The sequence below is a fragment of the Martelella sp. genome, from assembly GCF_984369615.1.
In genome coordinates this window covers 1-3,159 of record NZ_CFHTCS010000440.1, presented here as the reverse complement: position 1 = coordinate 3,159, position 3,159 = coordinate 1, and the positions used below count along the sequence as shown (strand labels likewise).

Below are 3,159 nucleotides of genomic sequence, written 5' to 3'. Positions count from 1 at the left end.
CGATCGTGCCGATGTTGACGTGCGGTTTGCTCCGCTCAAACTTTGCCTTTGCCATGAAAATGCTTCCTGTAACTGGTAACATGGATGACCCGGCGAACCGGTTTAGTGCCGCCGTTTAAGGCTTTCGACAGCAATAAGCAAGACCAAATTCGACAGTTTGATGCCCCCGGTCCCACCGGGGGCGAAAACCCGGTCCCTTTTGCCCGCCATCGGACACGCGGAAACCGGCCTTCCCCGAAAAAGCGACGCATGGCCAAGAGCTTGGGAGCGCATGCCTGCGGGCCGCTGGCGCGGCCGTCTGCCCCTTCCCCGCCGCTTCAGGCGCCGGCCCGCGAGACTTCGCCCGGCGCCGTGGCAGAGGGCGCGCCGTCGGCAACCACGCGGTTGCGCCCCAGCCGCTTTGCCCCGTAAAGCGCGTTGTCGCTCATCCGGTAGAGCGTCTCGTAGCCGCGCTCCGAGCGCGCGATGGCAACGCCGATGCTGCAGGTTGCCTCCAGCCCGTCGGAGACCTCCGGGAAGCGCCGGTGGGCGAGATGGATGCGGATACGCTCCGCCATGGCGCAGGCCCCCTGCCGATCGAGCCCGAGGGAGAGGATGGCGAACTCGTCGCCGCCGATCCGGCCGACGACGTCCGTCGCCCGCGTCTCGCTGAGCAGGATCTGGCCGAAGGCCATCAGCACGGCGTCGCCGACGGGATGGCCCAGCGTATCGTTGGTCAGCTTGAAATTGTCGAGGTCGAGCAGGGTCAGCGCCACCGGCGTGGACGAGCCCTCGCTGTAAAGGCCGCTGACCGCCCGTTCGAAGCCCTCGCGGTTCAGCACTCCGGTCAGGCGGTCGCGGTCGCGCAGCGTGTTGAGCCGGTCGAGCGACTCGACGAAATGCGACGCCAGGATCTCGATCGTGAGGATCATCGCGATCATCAGGATATAGATCTGCGTCGCCTGCCAGAGGATCGAGTTGGGATCGGCGATGATCCCGGTGAACAGCATCACGGCGGTGCGCAGGCAGTGCATGACGCCAAGCGCGATGATCGTCCAGAAGATCAGCTTGTCGTGCAGGGTGTCGTCGCGGCGGATCCAGAACCTGAGCATCGCAAGCCCCATCACCACGACGAGGCCGACATTGATGACGATCGTGCGCTGAAACGCCGTGCCGTAAATCTGGAAAAAGCTGTAGAGGCCGAACAGCACCAGAAAGGCCGTGACGTTGAAGGCGACGCCGAAGGTCTTGCCGCGCCGCTGAAGCAGGCCCTCCGCAAACAGAACCTGGGCGACGATGAACAGACCGTTCGCCACGGAAAGCAGGGGCGTGAGGCGGTAGTGGCCGAAGAGAAAGGTCACCAGGAACGCGAGCGCGAGAACGAGGAAGGACGCCGAAAGCATCAGCAAATAGGAGCGTCTGACACCTGTGAACCAGGCCACGATGAAGCTGCCCGCCAGGATCAGCAGCCCGCCGAGCAGCATCAACAGCTGCATGATTGTCATTTGGTGCCCCTCGACGCCACGGGCGCCCCCCTCCCGCCTGCCAACCCAACGTTGCCGAGGCCATCACAAAGCCCGGAGAACGGGCGCCAGTTTACGTCCAGATCCCTCCGCATGGTAGCAAAAGCATCCGGGCGTTGGAATCACCTTTCTGATGATATACAGGGGGATGGCCCGAAAGACACGGGTGCGTTCGACTTCGCTCATCCGGCGGTTAATCTGAACCGACCGATGATCCATCTCCTTGTTCAGGCGCATCGGGTTATCGAAAAACCGGCAATCCCCTGTTCGCCCGATGCTCCAACCGTCCGAGCGTCTCGTCGCTGCAAGGACCATGCCCCTCCGGGTTGCCCGCCGGAGGACACGCCGTCCTGCAGGCCCCGGGCCTTGCCGCAGGTTTACCGGGCTTTTGTCTTTTCGCGCCATTCGGTCTTCGCCCGCTCGATCAGGCCGGGGTCGCGGACGGCGGCCAGGCCGGTGGCGGCGATCGCCTTGGCGGCGTGGACAAAGGCCTTGTGGGCGGCCGGGCTCTTGCCCTGGGCGACCACCTGCCAGGTGTGGGGATTGGTGCCGATCGCCCATGCCGGCGCCCAGCACTGCGCCGTCGGCACGACCCAGCTGACATCGCCGACATCCGTGGAACCCGCGCGGAAATGCGACTTGCCCTCAAATGCCCTCAAGCCCCGGTGAAGCGGTTGGCTTCCGTCGACCGGCGTATTGGAAAGCGCATCGCCCTTGATCTGATAGAGCCGGATGCTGCTGTCGATCGCCTCCTGTGAGAACGTCGCCTGAATGTCCTTCGCGAAAGCCTCGTCGGCCTCGTCAAAGGGCACGGGACCGAGCGCCGTCATCTGCTCGTGCATCGCGGTTTCGAGCGTGAGGTTGGGCAGCAGGCTGTTGGTTGCCTTGCCGAGTTCCAGTTCGACGCTGGTTTCCGTCATCATCGCAGCACCTTCGGCGATCTTCTTCACCCGTTCGGCGAGCGCCCGCGCGCCCACGATTTCCGGAGCCCGGATCATGTAGCGGCCGGCCGCGCGCGCCTGCACGACATTGGCCGCAACGCCTCCCGTTTCGGTGATCGCGTAATGGATCCGGCAATCCGACGGCATGTGTTCGCGCAGGAAATTGATGCCGATATTGGTGAGCTCCAGCGCATCGAGCGCGGAACGTCCGAGATGGGCGGCGTTGGAGGCGTGCGCAGCCACACCCCTGAAGCGGATATCATATTCGATCACGGCGAGATTATTGGTGGAGCGCACGCCGTTGAAGGGCGCGGGATGCCAGGTGAGCGCAAGGTCGACATCGTCGAACACGCCGGCTTCGGCCATGATCGTCTTGGCGCCGCCGCCCTCCTCCGCCGGGCAGCCATAATAGCGCACGGTGGCCGCAATGCCGGTCTTTTCCAGATGCCGGGCAAGGCCCACGGCCGCCAGAAGCGAGCCCGCGCCGAGCAGATTGTGGCCGCAGCCATGGCCGCTTGCGCCCGGCTTGTCGGACTTCTCCTCGGCAATGCCGGCGACCTGGTTCATGCCGGCCAGCGCATCGAATTCGCCGAGGATCGCGATCACCGGCCTGCCGCCGCCATATTCCCCGCAAAAGGCGGTCTCGATGCCGGCAACGCCACGCGTGACGGAAAACCCGTATTTCTCCAGAAGCGCCGCCTGGAGCTTCGCCGATT

2 protein-coding genes are annotated in these 3,159 nt (G+C 64.5%); both read right to left on the bottom strand.

All coding sequences use genetic code 11. The annotated features are described in order from the left end of the window. Nucleotides 1-317: 317 nt before the first annotated feature. A complete protein-coding gene (locus tag AC5DC2_RS21840; protein WP_491700004.1) occupies nucleotides 318-1,484 on the bottom strand; it encodes a GGDEF domain-containing protein in 1,167 nt (388 codons plus the stop codon). A gap of 395 nt (nucleotides 1,485-1,879) precedes the next feature. Further along, nucleotides 1,880-3,159 (bottom strand): M20 family metallopeptidase (locus AC5DC2_RS21835; protein WP_491700003.1); only part of this gene is annotated, 1,280 nt, incomplete at its 5' end.